Below are 26,830 nucleotides of genomic sequence, written 5' to 3'. Positions count from 1 at the left end.
CCCCGTTTGGATACTCCGCATCCGAGCGGGGCTTTTTTATGCTTTCTTCTTGAAATTTTATTTTTTTTGTTGTATGGTAACTTATAAGGCGGGAGGGATTATGGCAGCAGGAAAACAGCTGATTAAAGAAAATAGTGCCTATATCGATATTTTACCGGAATGGGCACAAGAGCTTTCAAGAAAATATTGTTCAAAAACGGCAAACCTTTATTTTGTTCATGGAAATATAAGAGATTTTTTGCCCCATCAAATAACCGAATACGGGCATAATTTTTTGTTTGTAAAAATAAGAGACTATATTTCAGAAGTTTTATTTGGCAATCAAGATATAATAGTGTATTACGATAAGTCGGGAGGCATTTCTTTTTGTACTTCCGATATGGAAAAATCTTATCTTGAAACAATGCATATGACTTATCCTGATGTGCCTCCCGAAAACTTTTTGTCCCGCGACCCTGAAGAGGCCTTTTCTTATCTCGAAAGGTATTTTGTTTTAAATTTCGGCAAGAATTTGAGGATTGTTCTTATAATAGATTATGCCGAAACCATAATTCCTGCCGATGAGATCGGAAATTTGGATGAAATAGACCGATACTGCCTTGTTACCTTAAACAGATGGTCCCATGAGCCCTCTTTTACTAGGGAAGATATTTCCGTAATAATGCTTACCGAAAACCTTACAGATCTAAATCCACGCCTCACTGCCTCTCCTTCTACAATAAAGGTGCGTATTCCCTTGCCGGATGCAGCCGTAAGGGTTAATTTTTTAGAACATTTAAGACGCAACGAGGAAATTCTTTTAACGGAAAGGGGCTTAAGCTCTGAAAAAATGGGAGCTTTAACCTCCGGCTTAAACCTATTAAACCTCTATCAGCTTGTGGGAGAGTCTTATCAGGATGACAAGCCTATAAGTTTGGATTATTTGGCAACAAAAAAAAGGGAAATTATCGAAAATGAGGCCGGCGGACTTTTGGAATTTATAGATACGGATTATGACCTCTCCCTCGTTTCAGGCCATGATTTTGTAAAAAAGCGTTTTAAAATTGCGGCGAAGGCTTTAAAGGCCGCTCGGACTGACGTTCTTCCTATGGGCTATCTTATTTCCGGCCCCATCGGTACAGGAAAAACCTTTATAGTGTCAGCCTTTGCGGGCGAAATAGGTATTCCTATGGTGCGTTTACGCAATTTCCGCTCTCAATGGCAGGGGGCAACCGAATCGAATCTTGAAAAGGTTCTGAATATTTTGAGGGCTATGTCTCCTGTGGCGGTAATGATAGATGAGGCCGATGTAGTACTCGGAAACCGCACCGCGAACGATATATCCGGTACTTCGGGACGGGTTTTTGCTCAAATAGCAAATTTTATGGGAAATACCGCTTACAGAGGAAAGATAATCTGGTTTTTGATTACCTGTCGGCCCGATTTGATTCCCGTCGACTTAAAAAGACAGGGCAGGGCCGAAGAACATTTAGCCCTTTTTTATCCCGAAACCGATGCCGAAAGACTTGATCTTTTTGAAACCCTCCAAAGAAAGCTCCGCATCAAGCTTCATGATGTAAATTTAAATTCGATAATAAAAAAGATTAAATTCGATGTATCCGGTGCGGATATAGAAGCCATGCTTGTACGTGCAAAGATGAACGCAACTGTAGAAGGCAGAGCAATGATAATACAAAAGGACTTGGAAGAAACTATAGCCGACTTTATTCCGCCTTCTTATCCTTATGAGATAGAACTGCAAAACCTTGTTGCTGCAATAGAATGTACCAGCAAAGAGATGGTTCCTAAAAAGTACCAATCAATGCAGCGATCTGCTATGTCCTCTGAAATTTTCGAGATAAAGCAGCTTTTAGGAGAAAAATAATTTAACGTTTTGACACTGTTTTACACCGTATGACACCGTTTGGCTATTGACACGCTATATATAGTGTGATATTCTATATCGTGTATTCAGATACGCTATTTTTGGGAGGGAAGGGTGCCGTTCTGAGGCATCCGGTAATTTAAATATGAGATGTCCGCATTGCGGAAGCTGCGATGATAAGGTTATGGAATCAAGAACTCTGGCTCAAGGTGACTGTATACGGAGGAGACGGGAGTGTATTTCTTGCGGTTACCGCTTTACAAGTTATGAACACATTGAAGAAAAACCTTTTATGGTTATCAAAAAAGACGGCCGAAGAGAACCCTTTGACCGAAAAAAACTTGAAAAAGGTATTGAGCGCGCCCTTGAAAAGAGGCCTATCTCTTCAAATGAAATTGAAAACATCGTAAGCGAAATCGAAGATCAGGCAATTTTAAATTCAGGTCTTAACAAAGAAATAGAAACTACCGCTTTGGGCGAAATGGTTCTGTCTCATTTATATTCCGTAGATAAAGTAGCATATATCCGCTTTGCATCCGTTTATAAGCAATTCAGCAACTTGGATGAATTTGTAAACGAGGTAAAAAAAGTCAGAAAATAAATGATGTAAATAAATTGGGAGGTATTAAAAGTTATGGAGGAAAAAAGTACAAATCAAACGGTTTTTCCTGAATGGAAGTCCTTTTTAGGGACTATGGAGAAGGCAAAGCCTGAAATTTTGCGCTCGGTGGTAAAACGTTCAGGAGAAATTGAGGCTTATAACCGCAAAAAAATAGAAAAAGCTATCAATAAGGCTATCACCGCAGTTGAAGGCTGTCCGAATGATGAAAAAGCTGCATTTTTGACCGATAAAGTTGAAGAAAAGTTAAAATCGATTATGGCATCGCGTTATGCCCATTCAATTCCGGCAATAGAAGAGATTCAAGATGTGGTAGAGCTTGTTTTAATTGAACAAAAGGAAGCCCGTCTTGCAAAGGCCTATATCCTTTACCGGGCAAAGAGGGAGGCTGTGCGTGATGCGGAAAGCCTTATGCTGAATATCAACAGCACAATGGACGGATATTTAAGTCAATCCGATTGGCGTGTAAAAGAAAATGCAAACGTAAACTTTTCTTTAGGCGGTCTTATTCTTCATAATTCCGGTACTATTACGGCAAATTATTGGCTTAAAAATATTTATACGCCGGCTATTGCCGAAGCCCATATAACGGCAGCCTTTCATATCCATGATCTTTCAATGTTTTCAGGCTACTGTGCAGGCTGGTCACTTAGGCAGCTCATCCATGAGGGCTTGGGCGGGGTTCCCGATAAGATTACATCAAAGCCGCCTAAGCATTTATCAACGCTTATTCAGCAGATAGTCAACTTTTTAGGTATTATGCAAAACGAATGGGCAGGGGCTCAAGCCTTCAGCTCATTTGACACATATTTGGCTCCCTTTGTAAAAAAGGATAGTATGAGTGAGGCAAGCGTAAAGCAGTGCCTTCAAAGTTTCGTTTACGGCGTAAACACTCCCAGCCGTTGGGGTTCTCAGGCTCCCTTTACAAATATAACCTTGGACTGGGTATGCCCGCCCGACCTTGCAAATCAAAAAGCTGTTGTCGGGGGAGAAACACAGGATTTTACATACGGCGACTGCCAAAAAGAAATGGATATGATAAATAAGCTCTTTATTGAACTTATGCTTGAAGGAGATGCTGCAGGACGGGGCTTTCAATATCCGATTCCGACTTACAATATAACCTCTGATTTTGACTGGTCAAGTCCGAATGCAAAGCTTCTTTTTGAAATGACTGCCCGCTACGGTACGCCTTATTTTCAAAATTTTATAAATTCAGACCTAAATCCGGGGGATGTGCGCTCCATGTGCTGCCGCCTTCAACTCGATAAGAGGGAATTGCGTAAAAGGGGAGGCGGGCTTTTCGGTTCCGATGAGTTTACAGGCTCTATAGGGGTGGTTACAATAAACATGCCCCAAATAGGTTATCTTTCAAAAAACGAAAAGGACTACTTTGACCGTTTGGATTATCTTATGGAGACTGCAAAACAAAGCCTTGAGATGAAGCGGAAGGTAATCGAAAAACTCTTGGAAGGCGGTCTTTTTCCGTATACAAAAAGGTATTTACATCATTTAAATAATCACTTTTCGACTATAGGAATTTGCGGCATGAACGAGTCCTGCCTAAACTTTTTGGGAGAAGATATTGTAAGCCCGAGAGGAAAGGCATTTGCAGAAAAGGTTTTAACCTATATGAGAAACCGCCTTGCAGACTTCCAAGAAGAAACGGGGAGCTTATTTAACCTTGAAGCAACTCCTGCTGAAAGTACTTCTTACAGACTGGCTCGCCACGATAAAAATCAGTTCCCCGATATAATAAGTTCGGGAGATGCCGAGCCCTATTACACCAACTCAAGCCAGCTTCCCGTTGCCTATACTACCGATGTTTTTGAGGCCTTGGATCATCAAGAAAGTTTACAGCGTAAGTATACGGGAGGTACGGTTTTTCACATATTCTTGGGCGAGTCTATCAAGGATTGGGAATCTTGCAGAGATTTGGTTAAGGCTGTTGCAAACAATTACCGTATTCCCTATTTTTCTATTTCGCCGACATTTTCGATATGTCCGGTTCACGGTTATCTTGAGGGCGAGCATTTTGAGTGCCCTTATTGCAAGCGTGAAAAACAGGCAAAACTTGAACTAAAACTGGCCGAGCTTGAAAAAGAAAGGGCCGAGGTCTTGAGTGTTTCTTCTAAAATTTAATGTTTTTAGAAAGAATGTTAAAAAAATAAATTCTTCATGGAGGAAAAAATGAAGCAAAAAAAGGTTGATCCTTCAAAGATGTTAGGAGTTTTACGCACGGTGATAATACTTGTCGTAATTGCTCTTATAGCTTTTTCGGGAATAAAGGTTATTCCTACAACGGATAACGGAATTGTCACCCGTTTCGGTAAATATACAAAGACCCTTTCACCGGGACTTAACTTTGTAATTCCATTTGTAGATCAGGTTTATAAGGTTCCGGTTAAGACCGTTCAAAAAGAAGAATTCGGCTTCCGAACTGCAAGATCGAGTGAAAGAAGCGAGTACCAAAATTCCATTTTAAGTGAATCTTCAATGCTTACAGGAGACCTGAACATCATAAATGTTGAATGGGTTATTCAGTATAAAATAGTGGACCCTAAGGCTTGGCTTTTTAATGTTGAAGAAGATCAAAGAAATAAAACCGTCAGAGATATTTCAAAATCCGTTGTCAACAGCCTGGTAGGCGACAGGGCTATAATGGACATAATCAGCTTGGATCGTGACAGCATTGCAGTTTTAGCGCAAGAAAAAATGAACGAAAAATATAAGCAGATCGGCATTGGAATTTCCGTTTCATCGGTGCAATTACAAAATATTGTTCCGCCTCATGAAGTTCAAGCTGCCTTTGAGGACGTCAATATAGCGATTCAAGATATGAACAGGCTCATAAACGAGGGAAAGGAAGCCTACAATAAAGAGATTCCTAAGGCAAAGGGTGAGGCTCAAAAAATGATTGAAGAAGCTAGAGGCTATGCTTCCGAAAGAATAAACAAGGCAAACGGAGATGTTGCCCGTTTTAACGCCGTTTATTCGGAATATGTAAAGGCTCCCGATATTACGAGGAGAAGACTCTACCTTGAAACTCTTGATTCTATTTTTAAAAATAATGAAAATATTACCCTAATAGACAAAAACTTAAAAAACTTTTTACCTTTAAAAGAATTAAATAAGGGAGACAACTGATTTTATGGAAAACTATGAAAATACCGAAAACGGAAACACTGAAGATGTAAAATTTGAAAATCCTTCTTCCAAAAATAAGATAAAACCGGAAAAAAACACAAAAGACAAAAAAAGTTTCGGCTGGTTTTTCTTTGTAGTTATACTTGTCGTTTTGTTTTTTTTCTTAAAACCTTTTTATATTTTAAATGAGGGCAATGTCGCTATCATAACAAAGTTCGGAGCTGTAGTAAAAACCGAAAAAGAAGCAGGTCTTCATTTTAAGATGCCCTTGATTCATACCGTAAACAAATATACTTCAAAACTTCTGCGTCTGGACGGCGATCCCCAAAAGATTCTTACCCTAGAAAAACAGTATCTTAAAGTAGATACCACCAGCCGATGGCGTATAGTTGACGTAAAAAAGTTTTATGAATCCCTAACAACCTATGATAGCGCTTATTCCCGTCTTTCGGATATTGTAGATTCGTCGGTTAGAGATATTATTTCGGTAAACAGTCTTGCCGATGTTGTACGAAGCTCAAATATTATAAATGAAAGTAAAACTACTGAAGAGTTTAACCTTGAGAATGCAGAAGTTGACCTCGGTTCCTTAAAAACGGAAAAAGTAAACTTTCCTGTGATAAAAAAGGGCAGGGAAACTCTGGCTGATGAAATTCTGGCAAAGGCCAATAGCCAGTTGGGAGAATTCGGCTTGGAGGTGGTTGACATAATTTTTAAAGGAATTAAGTATTCGGATGAGCTTGAAAATTCCGTATTCAGCCGCATGATAAAAGAAAGAAATCAGATTGCCGGAACATTTAGGTCTACAGGCGACGGTGAAAAGCTTAAAATACTCGGAGAATTGGAAAACGAAAAGCGGACTATTTTATCGCAGGCCTATGCCGAGGCCGAAAGAATAAAAGGCGATGCGGATGCAAGGGCAGTTGCAATCTATGCCGAAAGCTACGGCAAGTCCCCTGAATTTTACAGTTTTTGGAAGAGCATGGAGATTTATAGAAATTCCTTGCCTGAGACCGAAAAAATACTTTCAACGGATATGGAATACTTTCAATACCTATATAAGCATTAACCTTAAAAAAAGTTTTTCCGATATTGTATAGGAGGAGTGATAAACAGTTCGGCAGGAATTCTGCCTTGCTGTTTATCTACCGAGTTTTGTGCTTAGCACAAAACATCGTTTTTATGGGAGGTAGAAATTTTGAGAAGAAGCGGAACTATAGGACGGATAATTGTTCTTTTAATATTGATTATTTTACTTGTTTTCGGAGGCTTATTGTGGTTTGATTACTTAGGCCTAATAAGCTCAAGGAGCTTGTTTTCTCCTATTTACTCCCTTTTCGGCTTAAAAACTGCTGAGGGCATTGCTCCGGTAGATGATGATGATATGGCCAACTTGGAAAATGACCGCTATGAAAAGCGTTTGCTGGCTCTTGAAGTGCGTTCCCAAGAATTGGATAAGCGTGAAGAAGATGTTCAAACACAGGAAAATGAAAATAAGCAGATTGCAGAAGAGCTTGATGACCGGCGTAATGCTATAGAAGAAAAAGAAAAGAACTTTAATCTTTTGATGGTGGAAAGGGATGCACGTGAGGCGAACATAATCCAAATCGCAAGATATATCAACGGTATGCCCCCTGAAAAAGCCGTTTCAAATCTTATAGCTATGGATGATCAGGATATAATTGATGTGCTGAGGGCTGTAGAAAAAATAGCTGAAGAAGAAGGTAAAAACTCTTCGGTTGCCTATTGGTTTTCTTTGATGCCTGCTTCCAGGGCTGCGGAGATTCAGCGTAAAATGGCAAATAAACCCGTAACATTCCCGTAATCGGAAATTTAAGTTTTAAAGTTAAAAAATGTTTTTTCCGACGATTTCGTTTGCCCTATTTTTTCTCTCAGTCTTTTTTTTGTATTGGTATATTTTTAGGCAAGAAAAAGAACGGAAGATCCTTTTGACCGTAGCTTCTTATTTTTTCTATGCAATGTGGGATTGGCGTTTTTGTATTCTGCTTTTTGTTTTTACCCTTATAAATTATTTTTACGGCTTTCTTCTCGATAAAGAAAAAAATTATGCTCCCAGAAAGGCTATTCTTATTATTATCTGTATTATTGATATTTTATATCTGGGATTTTTTAAATACTTTTATAGTTTGCTCTCCTATTTAAACCAATTTTTTCCCGATATGTTTGTTAATTCTACTTTTTTAGCTCTGCGCTCTTGGTCTCTTTTGGTTCCTGTAGGGATTTCTTATTATACATTCCGGTGCATGAGTTATATCTTTGATATTTATCTTTGTAAGATGAGGCATGTAAAATCTTTTTGGGATATTTTACTCTATGTATCGTTTTTTCCTCAACTATCTTCAGGCCCGATTGTTCAGGCTGAGTATTTTTTTAAAGATTTACCTAGGGCTCTCAACTGTGATAATGAAAAAGGAGCAAAACCTATAGCCTTTGATCGTGCAATGGTGTTTTTAATTTCAGGCTTGTATAAAAAAATGATAATTTCAAATTTTTTGACCATACTCGTTACCGATAAAATTTTTGCAAATCCTTCATTTTATAATACATGGGAGCTTATTTTCGGGGTACTGTGTTATACGATAATTATCTACGCAGATTTTTCGGGATATAGCGACATGGCAATAGGTATAGGCCTTCTTTTAGGTTTTAATACGCCAGTTAATTTTAACCGTCCTTATCTTTCAAAGTCAATATCAGAGTTTTGGAGAAGGTGGCATATAAGTTTTTCTTCTTGGCTTAGAGACTATCTTTATTTCGGCTTAGGCGGATCCCGATTTGGATTTGGACGTGCGCTTTTTGCTCTTTTTTTTACAATGCTCATTGCAGGTATCTGGCATGGAGCATCTTGGACATTTTTAATATGGGGAGCTATGCAGGGAGCGATGCTTTGTATCGAAAAGATTTTTTCAGAAATAAAAGAACGTAATGCTATAGGAAAAGAAATTTTAGATGAAGAAAAAGACACAAAAAAAACTTTTGATTTTTTAAGAATTATACCGGTCTTTATATTTGTAAACATCAGCTGGCTTGTATTTTTTTCGCCTTCATTGTCGGAGTTGGGTTTATATTTAAGGTCTCTTGCCAACGTCTCAAAACCTTTCCAAGTTATACGCCCATTTATTCTAATAATATTTTTTGCAGGTCTTTTTTTGCAGCTTCCTTCGGAAAGTTTAAGAAAAAAAACTTTTACAATATATAGCCGTCTTCCGATGATTATTAAGGCCGTTATCACCGTAAGTTTTTTAGCTGCTCTTTATGCGGTTTCAACTTCGGGTATACCCCCGTTTATTTATTTTTCATTTTAGGTAAAATTGATATATGAAACTAAAAGATACAATGATAAAGAAAATAAATGATGTCTTTTCTTTTAAAATAAAATCTAAAGATAAAACTCTTTTTTATTCTGCCAACAAAAGCCTTTTGTTTTTTTTACTTTCTATTTTTTTATTTATGCTGCTTTTAGGAAAATCCTTAGACGGGGTTTCTTCCAAAATAAAAAATCCTTATGCGGCCGGCGTAATCAATGCTGCCGTTAAACCTGTTTCAAAGCTGTCTCAAAAACTTAAACTTGATAATCTGATTCCATCTGCAAGAATTCTTTTTTTACGCTATGCAGGGCTTGAAGGTTTGAGTGATTGGGATTCTTTTTATTATCTTGAAAATACGGGCGAGTCTATAGACAGTCATATAGATGAAAAATCTTCGATCGATAAGTTTACAAATGATTTGGAAAGAACAATAGAGAGTTTGCCTCATACAGATTTACACTCGGAAGACACTGCCGCCGCCAGAAAAATGGTAGATGAGCTTGAGGCAAAACTTGAAAATATAAATACGGTTTTGGATAGGTTAAAAGACATTGAACAGGCTAGGATTGCAGAACTTGAAAAAATAAGACTCACGCAAAAAATGTTGGAATTAAAAAAACAAGATGTATCTGATACTGCCGCTGACGAAGAAGGTGCGAATGCAGAGCAAGCTGATGAGCCTAAAAAGGTTTATACCTATAATGCAGAAAAACCCTTGCGTATTTTAATGATAGGCGATTCTCAGATGCAGAGCATAGCCTCCGGTTTTTTAAGGCTTACAGGTCAAAACTCTTCCATAAGTGTAAAAGAAATTTCCGTTCACTCTTCAGGTTTTATAAGAAGCGATTATTATAACTGGCCTAAAAAACTTAAGCAAGTGTTTGAAGAAAGTAAAAATGAACCCTATGATATTGCCGTTATTTTTTTGGGAATGAATGATTATCAGAATTTTTATGCAGATAATGGAAAAGTTCTTGTAAAGGAAACGGAAAACTGGGAGTCGGCTTATAAAGATAAGATAAAAACTCATTTGAATATTTTACTTGAGAATACAAAAAAAGTTTACTGGCTGGGTATGCCGACTGTCCGGAATAAAATATATAATGCTCAATTACTTTATATTGAAGACTTACATAAAAAAATAGCATCGGAATATTCGGAAATCATTCTTAAAAAATTTTCTCTCAGTAGTGTAGCTCCGGGAGACGGAGTTCCTTACAGCGATACCGTTAAAACCTCTGACGGCAAAGAAATAAGGCTTATGAAAGATGACGGAAATCACTACACTATTTCCGGCGGAGAATATATTATGAAGCCGTTTTTAGAGCTCCTTTATAGGGACTGGGATGTAGAGCCGTGTAAATGAGCTTATAAAACGGTGCATAAAAGACTCTAGGCAAATCTTTTTACAAGGCCGTTTTTAATTTTTTACCCAGCGCACTTTTTTTATAACTTCATTTACCGAAACAAGGTTGCTTCCGTGATAAACTATTTCAATATCTATTTTTTCTCCAACTAAAATTTTATTGTTGGCGGAAACAAGAAATTTCCATGAAGGGGTTTTCCCTGTCTCTGCTGCTTTTTTGGCTATTTCATCCGGTAAATTGATAAACTGTCTTGATGAAGGTTTTCCGGATTGATTGATTGTCAAATAGCCGTCATTTACCTTTATTTGAAGTAAAATGGTTATTCCGCTTGAAAGTAAGGCAATTCCCCTTCCGCCTCTCATAATTTCAACCCTCTCAATGCCTTCTTCGCCTTGCCATGAGCCCGAAAGGATATCGATATTTTTTACTTCTCCTACTTCCTCATTATTATTATCATTACTGGTTATGTCTTCGGAATTGTATGCTTCCGATAAATTTACGGATTTATCAAAAATATCCGATACGAGGACTCTCGAGTCCAATAAGATTAAATTAACGCTTTGATAAATTTTCGATATACGCCTTGTTATATCATCTGAAGCATTTTTTAGCATAAGTTCAAGCTGTATACCGTTTTCCAAGCCCGTCACCTTCCCTGCAAAAACATAATCAAAACGCTGCCGTGCATCTGTTTCACTTACCGGAGTAGAGCGCATATCTATAATATCATATTTTTTTAATTCTTTTACAAAGTTAAAAATAGCATTGCTTATTGTTACGGTTGTTTGTTCAGTTATATTTTTTGATTCAAGTTTAAAAACACCAACGGTGGGACTCGCATCTAAGTTTGTACTGATAATAGATACAAAAATTAGGGGAAAAAATCTTGAAAATATATATAACTTTTTTACTTTCATTATTTACTCCTTATTTTTAGTTCCCTTTGCATATCCTTTTTAATATCTCTTTCTTTTATGTCTGCACGTTTATCAAAGGTCTTTTTCCCCTTACAAACACCTAAGAGTACCTTAACGATACCGTTTTTAAAATAGAATTCCAAGGGGATTAGGGTATAGCCTTTTTCTTCAACTTTGCGCTTTAACCGTTTTATTTCTTCTTTTTTTAAAAGAAGTTTTTTAGGCCTCTCAGGATTATGATTAAAAATTGAAGAATAAACATATTCCGAAATATGAAAATTTTTTACCCATACTTCGTTATCTTTAATTTCGGCAAAGGCATCGGGAAAAGATATTTTGCCTTCCCTCACGGATTTTACCTCTGTCCCTTTAAGAACAAGACCGCATTCTATCTTTTCTTCAACAGTATAATTAAAAAAGGCTTTTTTATTTCTTGCTATAATTTTTATAGGTGTTTTCTCCATAAATATACATTATATTCATAGATTAAATACTTGTCAACGATGTCAGAAAATGATATTATTCAGCGAGGATTAATGATGACTGCGAAATATCGGAATTTTTCATATACGGCAAAGAGGGAATACCGTAACAAGGTTTTGTTTATTATTTTTTTGGTAGTTTTTGTTTTTTTTGTATACACTCTTTTTACATCTTATTTGTTAAAAACTTATAGGCTAAAAACAGACGCAATGTATCCTGCAATTTCATCAGGTGATATGATTTTAGGAACGCCTATTTACAATCCTTCTTTTTCTGCAAAAAGAGGAGATTTGGTTCTTATAAAAGACTCTGCTTCGGAAAAGTCTCCCTTTTTTAAAAGATCGGTAAACGCAGTTGTGGGATTTTTTACATTCCAGCTGTTTCAACCTTTTGATCTGCAAAACTCTGATTTTTACTCCATTAGAAGGATTATAGGTTTACCCGGAGATACCGTATACATGGAAAATTTTGTTTTACACATAAAGACAAAGGATTCCGAGCATTTTTTAACTGAATTTGAGTTAGCCCAAAAAAATTATGATATTGAGATTAAGGACCTTCCTCGTCACTGGGATTCTTCTCTACCTTTTTCGGGCTCATATCCTAAAACACTTTTAAAAGAAGATGAATATTTTGTATTATGTGATAATAGAATATTCACTGATGATTCTCGTCTTTGGGGCGCTATATCAGCCGATAAAAAAATAAGCGGTAAGATTATTTTAAAATATTGGCCGCTAAAAGAATTTAAGTCCTATTGATGCGAAAAGCCGGTCTTTATATCCATGTTCCTTTTTGTCTCCAAAAATGCAGTTATTGCGATTTTTTCTCAGTTCGGACAGCTCAATTTAAAGATATTTTATCAGGCTGTTTAAGTCCGTTTGTTTTAAGATTGGCCGAAGACATAAAAATTCAAGCCGATAAACACTGCATAGCCGAATGGGACACTGTTTACATAGGCGGAGGTACCCCATCGCTTTTATCCCCTGACGATATTTATTACCTTTCATCACAAATACTTAATGGTCAAAAAAATCCCCCTAAAGAATTTACTGTCGAAATTAATCCGGAAGACTTAACTAAAGAATTTTTATCTGCCGCAGTTCAAGGCGGAATTAACAGATTTTCGGTAGGGATTCAATCTTTATCGGATGAGGTTTTAATGGCCTGTAAGAGGAGGGGAGATAGAAAAATGAGTCTTTCGGCCATTGAGCTTTTACGCAGTCAAAAAGGTTTAATCCTTTCCTGTGATCTAATCGCGGGCCTAAATAAACAGACTTTAGGTATTTTAAAGGATGATATTCAAACTTTATTAAATTTTAAGCCAGAGCATTTTTCTCTATATGCCCTATGTTCAAACACAAAATTATCAGCAGAAAAAGATGATGAAATAGCCGAGTTATGGAGTTATGGTAAGGACATCTTGGAGAAAAATAGCTACAATAAGTATGAGGTGTCTAATTTTTCATACAAAAATTCATACAAAAGCATACATAATGAGAAATATTGGAAGCTTAAAGATTATATAGGAGTCGGTCCAGGAGCATTCGGTTCTCTTTTTTTTGAAAAAAAAGCTCTTCATACAGTGCCTGCACATGCATATGCGTTACGATTTTCCGTCATTAAAAACATAAACAAATGGATGGCCCTAAAAAATAGGGAGGATGTTTATGATTATGAAACTATAAGCGAAAAAGAATTTATTGAAGAATCATTTATGATGGGATTAAGGCTGACTGAGGGTATGGATAGAGTTTTTTTTAAATCAAGATTCGGAAAAGATATTACATCATTTGCAAAAAAAACGATTCAAAAATGGATGGATAAGGGCGATGCTGTTTTAACGGAAAAAAGTTTTTTTTTAACTGAAAAAGGCTTTCTTTATCTAAATTTATTTTTGCAGGAACTATTTCAAGAAATTGATACGTTATTTTAAAATTTATTTCGCTTGATTTTGGTCATTATTTTGATCCCATATATAACAAAATTCTTTATCTATGGTTTTGAATACTTCAATTATAGTAGGGTCAAAATGGGCACCGGCTCCATTTATAATATGTTCAACAGTAGCGTCATGCGGCATTTCTTCTTTATACGACCTTTTCATTCGAAGAGCATCATATACATCAGCTATGGCTACTATACGTGCTGATAGAGGTATCATCTCGCCTGCAAGTTTGTAAGGATAGCCTTGACCATCCCAGCGTTCATGATGGCTTAATGTAATTTCCTTTGCCATAGGAATAGGATAGTTTGCAAGAATTAGAGTCCCGTTAATGGTATGTTCTCGCATAATTGACCATTCCACATCGTTAAGAGAACCTTTTTTTTGCAAAATATAATCGGGCGTTCCGATTTTTCCTATGTCATGGATAGAGGCAAGAGATGAAATATTATCTATAAAATCTGCGTCTATTTGAGGGAACAAATTCTCCTTAAACAGAGCTTCAGCCAGAGCTTTTGAGTAATAATTAAGTCTTTCATTATGAAAACCCGTATCATTATCCTTTAGCTTTGAGGCATTTAATAGACTTTCCATCATACCCTTATACTGACTTAAATAAGAATTGCTTATGTCTTCAAACATAACCCAATAACCGTTGAGTTCATTGTTGTCAAATAATGGAAATATATTTGTTTTTGTATACATTGTTTTTCGGTAGCGTGTTTTGTGTTTTAAAACTCCTGACCATGAATAGCCTCTTTTAGGACTTCTTAATTTTGCTAAAAGGTCATCGAGGGTAAATTTTTCAAGAGTACTGCCGAATATATTAAAAAACGGTTTGTGCTCGATATTATGATAATCGTCGAAAAGATGTTTTACTGCATCACTTATGTATAGTATAAAAAAATTTTTATCTAACAGCATAGAACAGACTGTCGGCGTTGCAAGTAAGTCAACTGCTGTTTTTAAAGTTTCAGTTTTTATTTCTTTATTGTTAAGGTCTATAGGATGAAGCAAGCCGTCCGGATCGCTGTCTTTTTGATAAATATCATCACATAGCTCCTCTAAATTATCTTCTACCTCATCAAGCATTTCCAAATCATCAAGGGTAAGCACGTCTTTTTCATTAAGACCGATTTCAGGCTTATTACGATTTTTTTTCTTTTTACTTTTTTTCATAGGTTTAATTCCTTTTATTTCAACAGCTTAAATATTCTGCATCGCTCTTTCTTATGTATATAGGGCCTTCGTGATCTTCAACTTTTAAACAATTTTGGTCTGCTATAAAACAATCAAACAATAGTTTAGAAGAGTTCTCAACGGCTGCTTCTATAAATGTAAAATTATCAGGGTTAATAGATAAAGATATATCTTTTTTAAATTTTGCGGTTCCAAAACCGCAAATAATAGTTTTTTTATTTTTATCAATTAACTTAAGTGCCTCTTCCGCCCTTATATCAAGGGCTTTCGAGATGGCCTTTTTGTTTTCAAATGCTTGAGCATAAAAACAGTCTCTTTTTGCATCAATGATGGATAAAAATTGGGCTGTATCGCCGTATTTATAGCATAGAGCTTCCAAAATAGGAACACAAAAAAACTGAGCATTGGTTTTTAGCTGAATCGCTTTTGCAGTGGAGTAGGCGAGTCTTAGACCTGTAAAGCCTCCCGGTCCTTGAGGGCATATTAAGACATCGGTTTCTTTTACGTCAAATCCTGCCTGTTTTACGGCAGCTTCTATTGCAGGAATAAGGATAGCAGAATGTCTGGCTTTAGCCGGTGTAAAAACAGAGGTAAATGTACCGGCATTTCCTTGCGTCGTTATTGCAATAGAGGAAAAACTTGTATCAATGCAAAGTATGTTCATAAAGCCTCACAAAACTCTTTGTTATTGATGATAATTTTTCTGGAATTATCTTCATTTACTGCTATTTTAATATGAATAGTATTTGCAGGTAAAGCCTGCTGTACTTTTTCACCCCATTCTATAACACAAACTCCTTCACCGTATAACATTTCTTCGGCACCTAAGTCTAAAAAATCTTCAACTCCTTCAAGCCTATATACATCCATATGATATAGATGCAGACGGCCTGAGTATTCGGATATTAGGGTAAAAGTAGGGCTTGTAATATCTTCTTCAATATCCAAGCCTTGTGCTATCCCCTTTGTTAAATAAGTTTTGCCGGCCGCTAAAGAACCGTCAAGAGTTATTACATCTCCTTGTTTTAGTTTTTTTCCTATTTTTTTTCCTAAACTGATAGTATCTTCTTCGGTCTTTACTATAAATTCCATATTACGGTAATTTCCTTGTTTCAATTAAACGGCGTACACAAGCTTTTAATTCCATTATTATCTGTAAGATAGGATAGTCTATCTTATCTATCATTCGTACTTGTATTTCCGTTTCACCGGTAGGTTTATGTTCTACAAAAAATTCAACTTTACCTGTTTGTTCTTTGCCCAATATTGCATATATTGCCGTTCCGACATATTTTTGGCGGTAATATATGTGAGTATCTTCTTTTTCGATATTTTTTATTTCAGAAACAATCATTTTTTATTCTCCGGTTATGCTTTTATTGATAATAATCCATTTCCCAACTTTTTTACAAGCGGTGCCAATTCATATTCTGCAATATCAGAAATTTCTACCGTATCGGTATCTTCAATTGCATGAATAATAGAATCCAAATGAGAAGCAATCTCTTTTTGATATTCGCCTAAGGTCATATCTCCAAAAAGAAAATCCTCATTGATATCGGTTATATCAAACAATTTTGCCGTACTGTAAAGTTTTGTCAAATTAAGCGAAAACTCTTCGATTATTTTAATGACTTCAACATCATTACCCGTTTGAAGTTTTATGGGGATATTTTCAATTTCATCGGAATTTTTTATAAATATCTGCCCAAGTTCTTTTAAAAGTTCTTTTATTTCATTTCCGCTTGTTGTAAAAAGTTCAATACGTATATCCTCTTGAATAGGTTTTTTAAAAAGCTCATCAAGCTCATTCAAGGTCAATTCTTTGCCGTTTGCACATACTTGCGTTATTGTGTTTTGTTTTTGCCTGCACGCTTCTTCTATATTTCCAAGAACATCGCCTATTGTGATTTCATTTTCCGGTTTTAATTCAATTTCTTGTCCGTTTAATTTGATATTCATTTATTAGTCCTTATTACTTTTTTTAAGAGAATCCGTAAAATTCTGCATTGTTTGAGATTGTTTTTGTAAACTTTTTAATGTTCCATCCATTATGCCGTATTTCTTTTTAAGGGCTGCTTCTTTTTCGGCCAGTTTTTTATCATAGTTTTCTATTCTTTTTTGTGAAGCATCCATTTTTAATTTTAAAGCATCGGTTTTTACTCCTAAAATACCGCCTCGTTGAGTATATGGGTTAATATATTCGTACATTGCGTGGGCTAAGCCTGAATCTATTAAAATATCTCCGTCAGAATCAAAACCGAAAAAAAGCCTTACCTCTTCCATATTATTTTTTAAGGCCTCATCAAGTTTTTTTTCGTCGATTTCCAAATAACCTCTCAGGCGTGACATGTCTATGCCGCCCGAAGAATCCGATTTTGTAGAAATTCCCAGTTGAGCCAACATAAATATTGTTGAATCTTCGGATGCCTTATACGGAGTGTTTATTGTTTGCCTTAAATTGGATTTAAAACTCATCAATGTTGTGTCTCCATACATTATTCCTAACTTTTTTTGTGCATCTTCCACTTCAGCTTCGGAAAGATAGGTCAGTTCTTCGATGATTTCGGGCTTATTTTGTGTTAAAATATTTATTTGAGCAAAAACGCGATTATATTTTGCTACAAGCTCAATAATGGCATTTTTGACGGCATCTACATCCGGTTTTATGGTAAGTTTCTCCTGTTTTTCTGAAGCTTCATGGGCATGAAGCGTTACACCGGGGATTAAATCGTCGATATCGTTTTTATCTCTTTTAATTTGAATGCCTTCAAAGTTGATTATCGCATCTTGTGCCGTCGAAACAGGGTTTACCGGTACATAGTCTCCGGCCGCCTTAGGATCAAATATTTTAATATTTTCGATAAAAACGGCTTTTTCGGTATTATTATTGTTTATTGCAAGGGCTTTTACATCCCCGTATTCAGCCAAAGGAATCGTGATTGTCTGTGTTTCGGCATTTTCCGAAAGAGGGGGCAGGGGAATAAGCACTCCTCGTGTTGATTCTAAGGCTAAAACATTCATATCAATCTTCGGTTCCGGCTTATTTTTAGGTTCCGTTTCCATTTTTTCAAGACCGGCGTTTGAAGGTTCATTTTGCACCACAATTCCCCTGTATGATATTGAGCCTATTTGTTCATAAATTTTTTCGCTCACCTCTTCTTTCTGTATAGAAGTTTTTTCCGGTTCCTTAACTGAAACGGTAAGTTCCATGACATATTGTCCCTTGGCTCTTACAGCTTCGGAAAAATCTATTTTTTGAGAGGATTCGGGTTTTGCCTCAATTGAAGAAACTGAAGTCTTTATGGCTGATGTGTCGTTTTTTTTGATAAGTCCCATCTCAAGGGCGAGTCCAAGGGCATCATCGGCAAATTCCAGCCTGTTTTTTTCACCTGTTATATTCGATGAAAATAAAATGGATTTTGTATCCGGCGTTATTTTTATTTCACTTATGTTTAAAATTTCTTTTGCTCTGGAGTTTACAAGGTCTATAAAACCTTTATATTTGCCTCCTTTCCAGTTTATTGAAATACTTTTTTCGCCTACTTTAAATGTGTATTTGCCATTTTTTATTTCAAAATCTTTATTTATTTCTTTGGTTAAAAATTTATCGGCTTCTGCAGTTTGAACAACATTAAGTTTTACATTTTGATCTTTTGCGCCTCGAGAGGCTGTCGCCGTAAATGATCTTTCATTAGAGGATTCGGCTATTTTTTCTACAAAGGGATTATTAAAAGAATATAGGTCCCTTGCCGCATTTCTTACTTCAAGGGAAAATTTATTAACCTGACGCCATGAATCATCCTGCAATTTTAGGCGCTCAAGGTTTTCGGCTTCCCTGTCGCGAGGAACTCTTTCCTTTTTCATTAAAGCTTCAACCAGCTTTTCGTATGTACTGTTGACTCCCGGTATACTTAAATCGGACATCTAAACCCCTATTTTTTTAATTCATAAAAACGGGAAAATCTCCAATTATATGGTTTCGTCAAATAAAAGGCCGACTGTTTCGCGTATCCTTGCTTGCAATCTCTGTATTTCTTCTGATGGAATTTCCCTTATTACTTTGTCGGTATTTGTATCTATTACCTTAACAACAATACGGTTTGTATCTTTGTTTACTTTAAACTGCAACTTTCTGCCGCACATATCGCATAGCTTTTGGATCTGTGCAGCCGCTTTTGAGATTTCATTAGGGTCAGCAAGCACTTTTTGATTTTCAGCTTGTTCAGCAGCTTCTTTTTCCACTATTACATCGGATGCAGCTCTCATTGAGCTGTTAACCATGGTGTCTCTTGTTTGTAATGCTGCTTGGTGCCCTATGCCGTGTATTTCTATACTCATAAAAACCTCCTTGGCTTAAAATAGACATCGTCCATGACATCTAAATATAGTTATAACGTTTAAGCATCAACTCTTAGCAGTAAAAGAAAGGAAGAAGAAGGGCGCATCTTCTTTCTTCCTAAAAATTCTAAAGGCTTTCAATTTTAAGAGATGACATCCGGTTATCTCTTTTATCATCGGCCTTTACAAGATCTGCTTTGTTATTGAAGAAGCCTAACAACAGCCTGAGGCTGTGTATTTGCCTGTGCCAACATAGCAGTTCCTGACTGGATCAAGATTTGGTTCTTTGTATAGTCTACAATTTCTTTAGCCATATCTGCATCCCGGATTCTTGATTCGGCAGCCTGCATATTTTCGGCAGCAATTGCTATACCGTTATATGCCATTTCAAACCTGTTTTGATATGCACCAAGGTCTGCACGCTGCTTGTTAATCTGCTTAAGAGCATTATCAAGGGTTCCCAATGCCATGTTTGCACCGTCTACTGAAGACATTGAAATCATCCTGTCTTCTCCGCCTTGTTGAGCTCCAATAATACCGAGTGCTGTGGCTGTCATTGTACCTATGTAAATACTCTCTCTTTGATCCATATTTGCACCGACATGGAGTTGCATGGGACCAGATACTGAATCTTGCGAAAAGCGTCCGGTAAGGATATTCATTCCGTTAAATTGAGCATGGCTTGCGATTCGATCTACTTCATCAACTAGCTGTGATACTTCAACTTGAATCTGCATCCTGTCTTCTGCGGAGTAAATGCCGTTAGAGGCTTGTATAGCCAACTCTCTTAATCTCTGAACTATATCTGTAGTTTCACCCAAATAACCTTCCGTTGCTTGAATAAAAGAAACACCGTTTTGAATATTTTGTCCGGCTTGGTTTAAACCTCTGATCTGACTTCGCATCTTTTCGGATACTGCCAAACCTGAAGCATCATCACCTGCACGGTTGATTCTTTCCGCACTGGAAAGTTTTTCGATGTTTTTTGCGAGATGAAGTTCGTTGACTCCTCCCTGTCTCTGTGCAAACATTGCACTCATATTGTGATTAATTATCATATGACCCTCCCTGAAGTCCTATATTTCAGCATCCTTTGCTGAAAAATACACCTGTATTTTATAATTTTGCATAAAATTTTGCGCCTTTTATACAAATTATAAACACAGTATTATTAACAATTTTTTCAAACTGTTAATAATACTGCGATACAGGGCTTCATAAGGGTCGCCCATGACGGTTATTCTCAAATGGCCGTCTAAGGGCTTTTTTCAAAGATCATTTAAGCGTTTAGGGGAAATACCCCCGCAACGCTTAATACATTATACTCTTATAATTAAAAAAATACAAGAGTATTTTATAAATTTGTTACCTTAAAAGAGACATTACAAGCTGGCTGTTGTTATTAGCCTGAGCAAGCATTGCAATACCGGTATTTGCCAAGATCTGATTCTTGGTATATTCTACCATTTGTTTTGCCATATCTGCATCACGGATTCTTGACTCAGATGCTTGGAGATTTTCGGCGGCTATATCGATACCGACAACCGTCAGCTCCATTCTGTTCTGGTATGCGCCAAGGTCAGCTCTTTGCTTGTTGATCTTTTTAAGACCTTCATCGATTGTTCCAATGCTGGCGTTTGCAGCATCAGCTGTTTCGATTGTCATGATTTTTTCGTCACCGACATTTCGGATACCGAGAGCTGCTGCCGACATTGTTCCAACATATACGCGCATTCTCTGATCCATGTTGGCACCGATGTGGAACCACATAGAACCGGTAACGACATTTTCACCTGTTTCGCGTGCAAAGCGGCCTGTAAGCATGTTCATACCGTTGAATTGGGCTGAACTTGCAATTCGGTCTACTTCGGCAACAAGCTGAGAAACTTCAACCTGAATCTGCATTCTGTCTTCAGCAGAATAAATACCGTTTGAAGACTGAACAGCTAGCTCTCTGATTCTCTGCATGATATCAGTTGTTTCCTGTAAGAAAGCTTCGGCTACTTGGATAAAGTTAATGCCGTTTGAAGCATTTGCAGAAGCTTGGTTTAAACCTCTGATTTGGCTTCTCATCTTCTCGGAAACTGCAAGACCGGAAGCGTCATCGCCTGCACGGTTAATGCGCAAACCTGATGAAAGTTTTTCGATGTCTTTACCGATGCGTACATTGGTAACACCCTGCGTTCTCTGTGCGAACATCGCACTCATGTTGTGATTGATAATCATAGATATTCCTCCCTGGAATAATGTGTTTACAAAGCATCCTTGCTTTGCTTTGAGGATAGAAAATCCTCATTATCTATTATCGGCGGGGTATTGCTAAAACTTTAAGCTTTTTTTTAAAAAAAATTAAAAAAAGCAGTTTTATTCTTCATCATCTATATCTGCAGGGTCTTTTAATATATTTGAATCAAAAAGGCGGGAAAGTTCTCTTTCGGAATACCGTTTAGATATTGAAAAATTCTCTCTTACTATTTCGATTGTTTCTTTATCAAGAATTAGCTTCTTTTCATCCCTAAGATAAATTGCAAAATCTTCAAAAACGGATAGAGGAAGCCACGGAAAGGCTATTTCAAATATGTTAAACCACTGACAATAGGGCAGTGTTGTGTCCCTATTTATAAGGATCCCTTGATCTTTTAGTTTATCTCTTTCTTCCGGTTTAAGAGTAAACATTTTTTGGTTAAGGAGCTCGCAATATTCTTGTGTAGAAAAAAGAGCTCCTACCTTTCGTATTAAATCCATTTTATATACTGAAGGTATATCGGCTAAGATGGATGCCGTAACGATATTCATTCCTTCACTTACTATTTCAAACGGCTTTTTGTTTTCTGCAGAGGCTAGTTCTATTGTGTGCTTTATATCACCTTTTTCTAAAAGCGGGTATAAAATTTCTTCATTATTCAAAACTTTTCTCCTATGATTTATTATCGGGATATTCTATCACATTGTCTTAAAAAAGACAATGCAGCAGTTTTACATTTGACTTTTAAAAGCTTCAACAAATTTGGGAATTAATTCATCGAATTTTCCTTCAATATATAGGCCGGATGCTTGTTTATGTCCCCCGCCGCCAAATGACGAGGCTACCTTACTTACATCAACTTTATCCAATGACCTAAAACCTACTGAACAGTGGCTTGGAGATTCTTGGCGTACGATACATATAGCTTCAACTCCTTCAATTGTTTGAATCAGTTGATATAATATATCAGAATCCCTGCCTTCAAGTCCGAATTCCAGTAAGTCGTCATAAGTTTCATACGAAATAACAAGTTTTCCGTTGTAATAGGTCTTCATTCTGCTTAGAATTCTGGATATAAGAAGGCGGGATTCAAATTTTTTTCCTCCATTCATTTGCATAAAGGTTTGTTTAGGATTGGCTCCGGCTTCAATCAGACGGGAAGCATGGGCAAAAACTTCTGCACTTCTTTCATCCAGATGCCTAAAAAAGCCCGTATCCGTACAAAGGCCGAAAAATAGAGCATCAGCTTCTTTTTTTGTAAGTTTTTCTCCTATTTCTTCAATTATTGACTGAATCAGATAGGTGGTAGAAGGGGCTTCCGGCATTATAAGAAACGCATCGGACTTTTCAGTATTGGTAGCGTGATGGTCAATTATAATGTAATTAAAACCGCTAATCAGTTCGGCAATTTCACCTACACGGTCAAAACTTGAACAATCAAGGATTATTAGCCCTGTTGTTTTAGGGTTTATCTTATCGGATATTTCCAACTTGTCCGTAAAAAGATGTTCATAATCCTTTATTTCGGTACGCTTAAAAGGCCCTGCAGACATTAAAATACAATGTTTATCTTTTCTTTTTAAAAATAAAGACATTGCAAGACAGCTTCCAATACAGTCTCCATCCGGTTCTTTATGACCTGCGATAATAAAATTGTCATAGTTATTTAAAAATTCAAGCAAACCTTTCGGAATTAAAGGTTTGCCGATTCTTGAGTTGTTTTTCTGATGCATGTATTCCTCTTAAAATTCCTCTAAAGACAAATTATTCCTTAGAGGAGGGTATTTTTTAAATTTAAAATTTTAATTCAAGAGTTTCTATGCCTTCGAATTTACTGTCATATTCATTGGGAGCTTTTAATGTACCCCAGACAGGGTTACCTAAATCTCTTGGAGCGGCTATTTTTATGTGATCAAATTTACCGTCTTTTATATAAAAAGATAAGTATGGATTGACTCTGGTATTTACCAATTCCATTCTTGCCCGTCCGTCCTTAGGTTCAAGCCAAGATTTTGGAATAAAAACTTCCGCATGTTTTAGGCCGGCTCTGCGGTAAATAACATAAAAACCGTCTGAATGTGTAAATATTCTTAAAATTTGTACATTCACATAGTAAACATCCGCTTCATCAACCTTTTGTGAAAAAGCCGGAACAATCATAAAAAGGGAAAAAATTAAAACAAGAAAGACTAAGCTCAGTATAGATTTCTTCATATGTTCCTCCAGTTACCCCATTATACACATAAGTTATGAATTTTGCAAGCATAAAACGCTTAAAAATCTTACAATATTGACAAAGGCTTACAAAAAATGCTATTTTGTCCCATCTAGGAATAAAAAATGGATAAAATTGTATTACTTGAAGTTAATCGTTCAAAACTTTTAAATGAATTTGCTCTTTTACCTTTTGATCTTTATAAGGATGATAGTTCATGGGTACCGCCAATTATAAGTGAGTATAAAAAGTACGTGTCCGGAGCCGACAATTCTTTATGCGATGTAGGCCCTCACGTAAAACTGATTGCTCAAATTGAAGGCAAAACCGTCGGGCGTATTTTGTACGGTATTGATGAAAAATTGAATGAGTATAAAAAAATGAAAGTCGGTTACATATCTCAATTTGAGTGCATTGAAGACTATTCCGTTGCCGAAAAAATGCTTAATGCAGCAAAGGAATGGTTTTTTGAAAAAGGGATGAATAGAATTAAGGGGCCCATTTCTCTTCCGGGAGGGGAAGATAACCGCGGGTTTATAACCGATAATTTTAAAAACCGTACATACATAATGAATACTTATAATAAAAAATATTATAACGATTTTTTTATAAAGTTCGGTTTTGAAAAATATTGGGATTGCTATGCCTATCATGCCCGTTTTAATGATGTAGATGCAAGCCGCTATGTCCGTTTGGCTCCCTTAGTAGAAAAAAGATACGGCTTTCATGTAGATAATATCGATTTAAAAAAGAACGTTGAGCGGGATGCCGGTGATATTCATTCAATCCTCCTTAATTCCGAGCCTGAAGAGTGGGAGGATTTTATGCCTATGACCCGCAAAGAAATAGATATGGTTGTAAAACAGCTTATTTCATTTGCAGATGAAGAATTAATTTTTATAGCAAGGAGTACTGAAGGTAAACCCATCGGCTTTAATATTACCCTTCCGGATTATAATGATGTATTAAAGCACCTTAAAGGAAAACTTTTTCCATTAGGCATCTTTAAATTCCTTTATTATAAACGTAAGATGAAGCGTCTTAGAACCTTTGTTCTCTTTGTTGATCCTCAATATCACAATAAAGGTGTTTCGGCAGCTATTTATTCCCGTCTTTACCAAGCGGCTATAAAAAAAGGTTATCTGGAAGGCGAAGGTTCCACTATTTGGGAGTACAATATTCCTATGATTACCGATATTGAAAAAACCGGAGCTGTGAGGGATATAGTTTATAGAATTTACCAATATCATTTAAATCGATAAAATGTTGCTGATATTGTTTGCCATTTCTAACCGTAAGTGGTTTACATAAAGTGTAAATAGTATTATACTCAATATAGAATAAATTTTTAGGATGGTTTATATGACTGTAAATGATAGAATTGCCGCTTTAAGGCAAAAGATGAAAGAGCATTCTTTAAGTGCTTATTTAATTCCGTCTTCTGACCCCCATCAGAGTGAATATTTACCTGAAAACTATAAAACACGGGAGTTCATTTCAGGTTTTACAGGGTCGGCAGGAACCGTCCTTGTTACCAAGGATAAGGCTATTTTATGGACTGACGGCCGTTATTTTCTTCAGGCTGAAAAACAGCTTAAAGGTTCGGTTGTTGAGCTTTACAAAATGCTTGAACCTGGTGTTCCTACAATAAACGAGTTTTTAAAGTCTAACTTAAAATCAGGTGAAAAACTCGGAATGGACGGTAAGGTTGTATCTGTTTCCAACTTTGATTCTATGCAAAAGGACCTTGCCGGTATAGAGCTTGTTACCGATATCGACTTAATAGGCGAAATATGGGAAGACCGCCCTCAGGCTGTTTTAAGTAAAGCCTTTATACTCGATGAAAAATATACCGGAAAATCAGCCAAGGAAAAGATTGAAGAAGTCCGCTCCATGCTTGCCGAAAAAAATGCCGATTCTACTGTTATCGGGGCACTGGAGGATGTCTGTTACCTTTTTAATGTCCGTGGAAGGGATATAAGATGTAATCCCGTAGTTACCGCTTATGCTCTGGTAGATAAAACAAGAGCAATTATTTTTATTTCAGAGAAGCAATTAACGGATGATGTGAAAAAATATTTTGCTTCACAGGGGATTACGGTAACAGGATATGAAGATGTATTTGCAGAGGCAAAAAATCTTAAAGGAACCGTTTACCTAGACCCTTCAAGAACTAATGTTTATCTATATAGCCAAATAAAAGCAAAAATTGAAAAGGGCTTAAATTTAACTTCAACTCTTAAAGCAATAAAAAATGAAGTTGAGCTTAAAAATTTCGATTATGCTATGGAAAAAGACGGAGCTGCAATGGTAAAAATCCTAAAATGGGTGGAAGAAAATGCCGGAAAGGGTATTACGGAATGGGATGTCAGTGAGCAGCTTTTAAAATTCAGAGCCGAAGGTAAAGACTTTTTTGAGGAGAGTTTTGAAACTATTGCAGGTTATGGTCCTAACGGGGCTATAATCCATTATTCTCCTTCATCTTCCGGTTCTGCAAAACTTGAAGCTAAAAGTTTTTTGCTTTTGGACAGCGGCGGCCAGTATTTAAACGGCACAACGGATATTACGCGTACCATTAAACTTGGCGAACTTTCAGAACAAGAGAAAATGGACTATACCCTTGTTTTAAAGGCTCATATTTCTCTTGCCAGAGCTAAGTTTAAGGCCGGAACTACAGGTCATGCCATAGATACCATTCCCAGAGAGCATCTTTGGGCTTATGGAAGGGACTACAAACATGGTACGGGTCACGGTGTAGGCTATGTTCTTTCGGTTCATGAGGGGCCCCAATCTATTTCAGGCAAATATATTGATGTTCCAATTAAGCTTGGTATGGTAACATCCAATGAACCCGGCCTTTATGTTGCCGGAAGCCATGGAATCCGAATTGAAAGTCTGGTAGTTACTACCAATTTTAAAACAACCGCAGACGGAGAATTCTATCAATTTAAAACAATAACTCTTTGTCCCATTGATACGAGACCGATTGTACCCGGAATTCTTTCAGATGATGATATTAAATGGCTTAATGAGTATCACAAAGAAGTATGTGAAAGGCTTATGCCTTATTTGGATGAAGAGCATAAAACTTTCTTAAAAGAAAGAACAAAGGCAATTTAAGCGATAGAAAATGCTTTAAAATAAAAAAAATCATTTTT

The 26,830-nt window shown here is 36.6% G+C and carries 26 protein-coding genes; 12 read left to right on the top strand and 14 right to left on the bottom strand.

Annotated elements, in window-relative coordinates:
• The first annotated feature begins 100 nt into the window (after positions 1-100).
• From E4N74_RS05735 to E4N74_RS05700, 8 genes are all read left to right on the top strand, one after another.
• Positions 101-1,864, top strand: a complete 1,764-nt coding sequence (locus E4N74_RS05735; protein WP_044979445.1) for an ATP-binding protein — start codon at positions 101-103, stop codon at positions 1,862-1,864.
• A 145-nt stretch (positions 1,865-2,009) separates the two neighbouring features.
• On the top strand, positions 2,010-2,465 hold the full coding sequence (nrdR, locus tag E4N74_RS05730) for a transcriptional regulator NrdR (RefSeq protein ID WP_044979444.1): 456 nt from the start codon (positions 2,010-2,012) through the stop codon (positions 2,463-2,465).
• Positions 2,466-2,498: 33 nt separating this feature from the next.
• The gene (locus tag E4N74_RS05725; RefSeq protein WP_255806520.1) at positions 2,499-4,625 is read left to right on the top strand and encodes a ribonucleoside triphosphate reductase; all 2,127 of its coding nucleotides are present in this window, start codon (positions 2,499-2,501) and stop codon (positions 4,623-4,625) included.
• Between the two features lie 48 nt (positions 4,626-4,673).
• Positions 4,674-5,630 (top strand): FtsH protease activity modulator HflK, encoded by a 957-nt coding sequence (gene hflK, locus E4N74_RS05720; RefSeq protein ID WP_255819243.1) that lies wholly within the window; start codon positions 4,674-4,676, stop codon positions 5,628-5,630.
• A gap of 4 nt (positions 5,631-5,634) precedes the next feature.
• Positions 5,635-6,699 carry a protease modulator HflC gene (hflC, locus tag E4N74_RS05715; protein WP_255819242.1) on the top strand — a complete coding sequence of 355 codons (1,065 nt, stop codon included), beginning with the start codon at positions 5,635-5,637 and terminating at the stop codon, positions 6,697-6,699.
• Between the two features lie 129 nt (positions 6,700-6,828).
• A complete protein-coding gene (locus E4N74_RS05710) occupies positions 6,829-7,455 on the top strand; it encodes a periplasmic-type flagellar collar protein FlbB (RefSeq protein WP_044979440.1) in 627 nt (208 codons plus the stop codon).
• A gap of 28 nt (positions 7,456-7,483) precedes the next feature.
• Positions 7,484-8,956: an MBOAT family O-acyltransferase gene (locus E4N74_RS05705; RefSeq protein WP_338113384.1), complete on the top strand. Its 1,473-nt coding sequence runs from the start codon at positions 7,484-7,486 to the stop codon at positions 8,954-8,956.
• 13 nt (positions 8,957-8,969) lie between these two features.
• Positions 8,970-10,325 (top strand): DUF459 domain-containing protein, encoded by a 1,356-nt coding sequence (locus tag E4N74_RS05700; RefSeq protein WP_145475257.1) that lies wholly within the window; start codon positions 8,970-8,972, stop codon positions 10,323-10,325.
• A 54-nt stretch (positions 10,326-10,379) separates the two neighbouring features.
• Here the strand turns inward: E4N74_RS05700 and E4N74_RS05695 are convergent, their stop codons facing one another.
• Positions 10,380-11,243, bottom strand: coding sequence for a TP0183 family DNA metabolism protein (locus tag E4N74_RS05695; RefSeq protein ID WP_044979438.1), 864 nt, complete (start codon positions 11,241-11,243; stop codon positions 10,380-10,382).
• The gene (gene smpB / locus E4N74_RS05690; protein ID WP_145475256.1) at positions 11,243-11,707 is read right to left on the bottom strand and encodes an SsrA-binding protein SmpB; all 465 of its coding nucleotides are present in this window, start codon (positions 11,705-11,707) and stop codon (positions 11,243-11,245) included. The genes E4N74_RS05695 and smpB overlap by 1 nt, the downstream gene beginning before the upstream one ends.
• Positions 11,708-11,782: 75 nt before the next feature.
• Here smpB and lepB point away from each other — a divergent pair, with 75 nt between their 5' ends.
• Together lepB and hemW are read left to right on the top strand one after the other, a co-directional pair.
• Positions 11,783-12,487 (top strand): signal peptidase I, encoded by a 705-nt coding sequence (lepB, locus tag E4N74_RS05685; protein WP_145475267.1) that lies wholly within the window; start codon positions 11,783-11,785, stop codon positions 12,485-12,487.
• Positions 12,487-13,662 carry a radical SAM family heme chaperone HemW gene (gene hemW / locus E4N74_RS05680; protein WP_044979436.1) on the top strand — a complete coding sequence of 392 codons (1,176 nt, stop codon included), beginning with the start codon at positions 12,487-12,489 and terminating at the stop codon, positions 13,660-13,662. Before lepB ends, hemW begins: the two co-directional genes overlap by 1 nt.
• Positions 13,663-13,665: 3 nt before the next feature.
• Here the strand turns inward: hemW and E4N74_RS05675 are convergent, their stop codons facing one another.
• The 12 genes from E4N74_RS05675 to E4N74_RS05620 form a co-directional block, all read right to left on the bottom strand.
• On the bottom strand, positions 13,666-14,850 hold the full coding sequence (locus E4N74_RS05675) for an HD-GYP domain-containing protein (protein WP_255819241.1): 1,185 nt from the start codon (positions 14,848-14,850) through the stop codon (positions 13,666-13,668).
• Positions 14,851-14,869: 19 nt separating this feature from the next.
• Positions 14,870-15,535 (bottom strand): tRNA (adenosine(37)-N6)-threonylcarbamoyltransferase complex dimerization subunit type 1 TsaB, encoded by a 666-nt coding sequence (gene tsaB / locus E4N74_RS05670; protein WP_255819240.1) that lies wholly within the window; start codon positions 15,533-15,535, stop codon positions 14,870-14,872.
• On the bottom strand, positions 15,532-15,963 hold the full coding sequence (tsaE, locus tag E4N74_RS05665) for a tRNA (adenosine(37)-N6)-threonylcarbamoyltransferase complex ATPase subunit type 1 TsaE (protein ID WP_255806505.1): 432 nt from the start codon (positions 15,961-15,963) through the stop codon (positions 15,532-15,534). Before tsaE ends, tsaB begins: the two co-directional genes overlap by 4 nt.
• A 1-nt stretch (position 15,964) precedes the next feature.
• Positions 15,965-16,225: a hypothetical protein gene (locus E4N74_RS05660; protein ID WP_044979432.1), complete on the bottom strand. Its 261-nt coding sequence runs from the start codon at positions 16,223-16,225 to the stop codon at positions 15,965-15,967.
• 14 nt (positions 16,226-16,239) lie between these two features.
• Complete coding sequence (locus E4N74_RS05655) at positions 16,240-16,833, bottom strand: hypothetical protein (RefSeq protein WP_255806503.1); 594 nt, start codon at positions 16,831-16,833, stop codon at positions 16,240-16,242.
• Between the two features lie 3 nt (positions 16,834-16,836).
• A complete protein-coding gene (gene fliD, locus E4N74_RS05650) occupies positions 16,837-18,798 on the bottom strand; it encodes a flagellar filament capping protein FliD (RefSeq protein WP_044979430.1) in 1,962 nt (653 codons plus the stop codon).
• Positions 18,799-18,843: 45 nt separating this feature from the next.
• Positions 18,844-19,212, bottom strand: a complete 369-nt coding sequence (locus E4N74_RS05645) for a flagellar protein FlaG (RefSeq protein ID WP_044979429.1) — start codon at positions 19,210-19,212, stop codon at positions 18,844-18,846.
• A gap of 200 nt (positions 19,213-19,412) precedes the next feature.
• Positions 19,413-20,270 carry a flagellin N-terminal helical domain-containing protein gene (locus tag E4N74_RS05640; RefSeq protein WP_044979428.1) on the bottom strand — a complete coding sequence of 286 codons (858 nt, stop codon included), beginning with the start codon at positions 20,268-20,270 and terminating at the stop codon, positions 19,413-19,415.
• A 307-nt stretch (positions 20,271-20,577) separates the two neighbouring features.
• A complete protein-coding gene (locus tag E4N74_RS05635; RefSeq protein WP_044979427.1) occupies positions 20,578-21,438 on the bottom strand; it encodes a flagellin N-terminal helical domain-containing protein in 861 nt (286 codons plus the stop codon).
• 138 nt (positions 21,439-21,576) lie between these two features.
• The gene (locus tag E4N74_RS05630) at positions 21,577-22,119 is read right to left on the bottom strand and encodes a hypothetical protein (protein WP_255806499.1); all 543 of its coding nucleotides are present in this window, start codon (positions 22,117-22,119) and stop codon (positions 21,577-21,579) included.
• 69 nt (positions 22,120-22,188) lie between these two features.
• A complete protein-coding gene (locus tag E4N74_RS05625; protein WP_044979425.1) occupies positions 22,189-23,190 on the bottom strand; it encodes a DHH family phosphoesterase in 1,002 nt (333 codons plus the stop codon).
• Positions 23,191-23,251: 61 nt separating this feature from the next.
• Positions 23,252-23,671, bottom strand: a complete 420-nt coding sequence (locus E4N74_RS05620; protein ID WP_044979424.1) for a hypothetical protein — start codon at positions 23,669-23,671, stop codon at positions 23,252-23,254.
• Between the two features lie 126 nt (positions 23,672-23,797).
• On the opposite strand from E4N74_RS05620, the gene E4N74_RS05615 reads away from it, so the two are divergent.
• Positions 23,798-24,934 carry a hypothetical protein gene (locus tag E4N74_RS05615; protein ID WP_255819239.1) on the top strand — a complete coding sequence of 379 codons (1,137 nt, stop codon included), beginning with the start codon at positions 23,798-23,800 and terminating at the stop codon, positions 24,932-24,934.
• A 100-nt stretch (positions 24,935-25,034) separates the two neighbouring features.
• A complete protein-coding gene (locus E4N74_RS05610; RefSeq protein WP_255806492.1) occupies positions 25,035-26,792 on the top strand; it encodes an aminopeptidase P family protein in 1,758 nt (585 codons plus the stop codon).
• Positions 26,793-26,830 lie beyond the last annotated feature (38 nt).

The organism is Treponema putidum (assembly GCF_024401155.1).
GTDB classification, from domain to species: domain Bacteria; phylum Spirochaetota; class Spirochaetia; order Treponematales; family Treponemataceae; genus Treponema_B; species Treponema_B putidum.
The sequence above is the reverse complement of the archived record's forward strand: the minus strand, read 5'-3'. Positions and strand labels throughout refer to the sequence as shown.